The sequence below is a fragment of the Candidatus Sordicultor fermentans genome (assembly GCF_012728195.1).
In the GTDB taxonomy this organism is placed as follows: Bacteria; Atribacterota; Atribacteria; order Atribacterales; family Caldatribacteriaceae; genus Sordicultor; species Sordicultor fermentans.
This window is the reverse complement of record NZ_JAAYFP010000191.1, coordinates 1-4167: the sequence shown is the minus strand read 5'-3', so window position 1 is coordinate 4167 and position 4167 is coordinate 1. Positions and strand designations below refer to the sequence as shown.

Below are 4167 nucleotides of genomic sequence, written 5' to 3'. Positions count from 1 at the left end.
GTCATTGCGAGCCTCGTAGTTCCGTATGGCGTGGCAATCCCAAGTTTTTTACTCTATCTAATTTGCTTTTTTAGTTTTTTGAGGCTCAGAAAAGCGAGATCGCCACGGAGCGCTCTCGCGCTCCTCGCGATGACTTGAGAACTCACCCTCACCCTAACCTCTCCCCGCAAGGGAGAGGAAAAAAGTTCAGGAATGAGAACATCCTCTTCTCTTGTTTAGGTTCCTCGTAGAGGCATGCCGGGTGACAAACAAGAAGGGGGTTTATAAGGGGGGATTCTTTCCCGCTTATACTGGGAAATCTTTTCTTATCAGTAGTCTTTGCCTTTTAGGCTTTATTTTTAATCTTTAGTTTTTAATCTTACGTCGTAGACCGTCTGTTTTCTCTCCTCCAGTAGGTTTTTTGTTTTTTCAAGGGATTATAAGGGATTGCTTCCCCTTATAATCCCCCTATAACCATGAAAAGATTTGCAAAATACCGTAGCTTAAGACACAAAAGTTGCTCAAGAAGTTTTTCTTCCTTGGTGTTTGTGCTATAATTTCCCGTGGAATGGTTTCAGGTGGTTTTGCCTTAATAGGGAAGTCCGGTGAAAATCCGGCGCGGTCCCGCCACTGTAACCGGGGAGCAAGTTGCCAGAGCCACTGACGGAAGTCGGGAAGGGGCAACAAGCGAAGATCCGGGAGCCAGGAGACCTGCCTGAGATTGTCCCGACCACTCTTCGTGGAAAGAGGAGGTGGGAAATTTGCTGGATTCCGCCCCAGACAAGAGGACGCTCCCTCTCTTCCCCCCTCCTCCACCAGACTAATATAAGAGGAGGAAATTATGTCAAAAAAAGCAGCACAACGAGGAACAGAATAGCACTTTTCTTTTTGGGACTGTGGTTTTTGGTTTTTTCTTCTTTTCCCGGAGCCCAAGCGGAAACTATTAGTGATGACGCAGGGAGAGAGGTGGAAATTCCCTCCCCCTGCGAGAGAATCGTTTCTCTTTCTCCTGCTACTACGGAGATAGTCTTCTCTCTTTCTCTTGGAGAAAAGTTGGTGGGGGTTACTACCTATTGCAATTATCCGGAAGAAGCAAAAAAGAAAGAAAAAGTAGGAACCATCAATGAAATCGGCTTAGAAAAAGTGGTGGAGCTGCAGCCCGATTTGGTTTTAGCCAGCTCCTTAACTCCTCCCAATGTTGTGGAGCGGTTAGAGAGCCTGGGGATTACCGTTTTTGTATTAGACCCTCACAATATCAGCGAAGTGATAGAGGGCATAGAAAAGGTGGCAATAATATCAGGAGCAGAAAACAAAGGGAAAGAGCTAAAAGAAGCCATGGAAGAGGAGGTTCGCGAGGTGAGAGACAAGGTTTCTCATCTTTCTCCAGAGGAGCGACCGACGGTTTTTCACCTCCTCTGGCACGATCCTCTGTGGACTGCCGGCAAAGATACCTTTGTTAACGAGTTTATCACCATCGCTGGGGGGCAAAATGCATTTGCTGATTTATCTGGCTATGTCATTGTGGACTTGGAAGAACTTATTCGCCGCAACCCCGACATCATCACCGTCGTGGAAGATCACGGAGAAGAGGGAAGCCTCTCTTACCAATTTTTGCTCTCCGATAGCCGCCTTAAAGTAGTTAACGCCATTCAAAATCACAAAGTTTTTCCTGTTGATTCCGATATAGTTTCTCGCTCTTCTGCCCGGGTGGTGGATGCCGTTCGTATATTTGCCTCCATAATTCACCCGGAAATCTTTGGAGAATATGAATACCAGAGTTAAAAAGGGGCTTACATATCTCGGTTTTTTAGCTTTAGTCCTGGGGAGCGTTTTCCTGGCTCAGGGGGTGGGAGGAGGGAGATATCAGCTCTCTCACTCTCTCTCACTCTTTTTTCCTTCTGACCTTTCTCCCTCGGAAAAGATAATATTATTTGAGATTCGCCTACCCCGTATTGTCCTTTCTTTTCTCGTGGGGGGAAGCCTTTCTCTCGGGGGAGCAGTGTTGCAGGGGATTTTCCAGAATCCCCTGGTAGACCCCTACGTCCTGGGTATCAGCTCTGGAGCTGCTCTGGGAGCGGTGATTGCCATTTTGAGCGGCGTGTATCTGGGGTTTTTCACCGTCCCTCTTTTTGCTTTTTCTATGGCTCTCTTCAGTGCTTTTCTGGTTTTTTACCTGGGCAAAATAGGAAAGAGATTTCCTCTCGAGGTTTTGCTTTTAGCAGGCATAGGGGTGGGATTTTTCTTCTCTGCTCTGGTATCTCTGGGGATGTTTTTAGCCGGAGAAGACCTGCACCAGCTATTTTTCTGGACTATGGGAGGGCTGTGGAATAGCAGCTGGCAAGAGGTCAAAATGATTTTGCCTTTTATCGTTATGGGGGCTCCCATTTTGTTCTCCTTTTTCCGGGAGCTCAATGCTTTTCTCCTGGGGGAAAAAGTGGCAGAAAGCATAGGGGTAGAGGGGGAAAAAGTTAAAAAGCAACTGCTCTTTGTGGTTTCGCTCCTTGTGGCTTCCGCTGTCGCGGTGAGTGGGGTTATCGGGTTTGTGGGGTTGGTGGTGCCACATCTGGTTCGTCTTCTGGGCGCAAGAGACCATCGTCATCTCCTTCCTTTCTCCTTTCTTTTAGGAGGGGGAGTGCTTCTGTGGGCTGACACTTTAGCTCGCACTATTTTATACCCGGTAGAACTACCGGTGGGAATCATAACCAGTCTTCTGGGTGCTCCTTTCTTTATCTATCTTTTGCGAAAGAGGAAGAAAAGTCTGTGAAAGAATATTTGCAGGTGGAAAACCTTTCTTTTTCTTATTCACGGAGGAAAGTTTTGGATAAACTTACCTTCGGCGTGAGGAGGGGCGAGTTGGTAGGGGTGATAGGCCCAAATGGAGCAGGTAAAAGCACTCTCCTCTACCTTTTAGCCGGATTAATTGTCCCCGAAAGCGGGAAAATCGTTCTGGGAGAAAAAGACACCAGGTTTCTTTCCCGCTGAATGTGGTCACAAAAAGTGGCTATGGTTTTTCAGGAAATTCCCCAGAACTTAGAGCTCACCTCTCAAGAAGTAATAGCCATGGGGAGATTCCCCCACATCGGGCGATGGCAGAGAGAAGGAGATGTTGACGAGGAAAAGGTTTCCTGGGCTATGGAGATAACCTCCACTGCAGTCTTTTCTGACCGGCTGTTTTCGGAGCTCTCAGGAGGAGAAAAACAAAGAGTGATGATTGCCCGTGCTTTAGCTCAAGAACCAGAATTGCTGCTATTAGACGAGCCCACCAGCCACCTGGATGTTTTACACCAGCTGGAAATTATGGACATTCTTCTTGAGCTCAGAGCGGCGGGGGTGGCCATTGTTTCGGTTTTCCATGATTTGAACCTGGTTTCTCAGTTTTGTGATAAGACGCTCCTCCTGAAAGAAGGGAGAATGCTCTCTTTTGGGGGGGTGGAAGAAGTGATGAAGGCAGAGGAAGTGGAAAAGTTGTTTGGTGTAGAGTTCCTAGAAGCCACCCACCCTTTCTCTCTCCGTCCCTTTTTTATGCCTTTGCGTAGAATAAAAAACGAAACGCATCGGGGAAAAATCCACCTCATCTGCGGAGGAGGGAGTGGCTCGCCCTTGATGAGAGAGCTTTTAGAAGCCGGTTTCTCCCTGTCTCTGGGGGTGGTTAATCAACTGGATTCTGATGAAGAGCTGGCCCGAAAGCTGGGAATTCCTGTGGTTCAAGAAAAGCCTTTCTCTCCCTTTTCTCCTTCTACTATGGAAGAAGCTTACCGGTTAGCTCAAAAAGCTGATTTTATAGTCATTGCCCCCACTTATTGGGGGAGAGGCAACCTCCCCAATTTAGACCTGGCCGAGCGCCTCGTCTTGGAAGGTAAAGCAGTGCTAATTCTAGAAGAGGCACTGAACCCTCGGCTTGATTACACCGAAGGAGCGGCACAGGAAAAATTGAAGAAAATAATTGAGGAGGGAGGAGAGGTGATAAAAGACCTCTCTGCCTATTTTTCTTCCTCTTCTTCTTAAGCTGCCATTGCAACAATCCAATAAGAGGTCACCACTCACACCGGGGCGCTTTCTCCTCCTTTGTAGTCCTCCCTCTGTTATTCCCGAAATTTAGTGAGGCATCCATCTCCCTCTCCCCGCAAGCTCTCTAAACCGTCATCGCGAGGGTTGTTTGCTCGTATCCCGTGGCGATCTCGCTTTTCT

The 4167-nt window shown here is 47.7% G+C and carries 2 protein-coding genes, 1 pseudogene and 1 riboswitch; all 3 genes and pseudogenes read left to right on the top strand.

What is annotated here, in order from left to right; translation table 11 throughout:
- The first annotated feature begins 538 nt into the window (after window positions 1–538).
- Window positions 539–713: riboswitch (cobalamin riboswitch) on the top strand.
- A 154-nt stretch (window positions 714–867) separates the two neighbouring features.
- The 3 genes and pseudogenes from GXZ17_RS09560 (at window position 868) to GXZ17_RS09550 (ending at window position 3984) form a co-directional block, all read left to right on the top strand.
- On the top strand, window positions 868–1761 hold the full coding sequence (locus tag GXZ17_RS09560; RefSeq protein ID WP_409377059.1) for an ABC transporter substrate-binding protein: 894 nt from the start codon (window positions 868–870) through the stop codon (window positions 1759–1761).
- Window positions 1745–2743: a FecCD family ABC transporter permease gene (locus tag GXZ17_RS09555; protein WP_409377058.1), complete on the top strand. Its 999-nt coding sequence runs from the start codon at window positions 1745–1747 to the stop codon at window positions 2741–2743. The genes GXZ17_RS09560 and GXZ17_RS09555 overlap by 17 nt, the downstream gene beginning before the upstream one ends.
- Window positions 2740–3984, top strand: a pseudogene (locus GXZ17_RS09550) (ABC transporter ATP-binding protein). The gene GXZ17_RS09555 and the pseudogene GXZ17_RS09550 overlap by 4 nt, the downstream one beginning before the upstream one ends.
- Window positions 3985–4167: the final 183 nt, after the last annotated feature.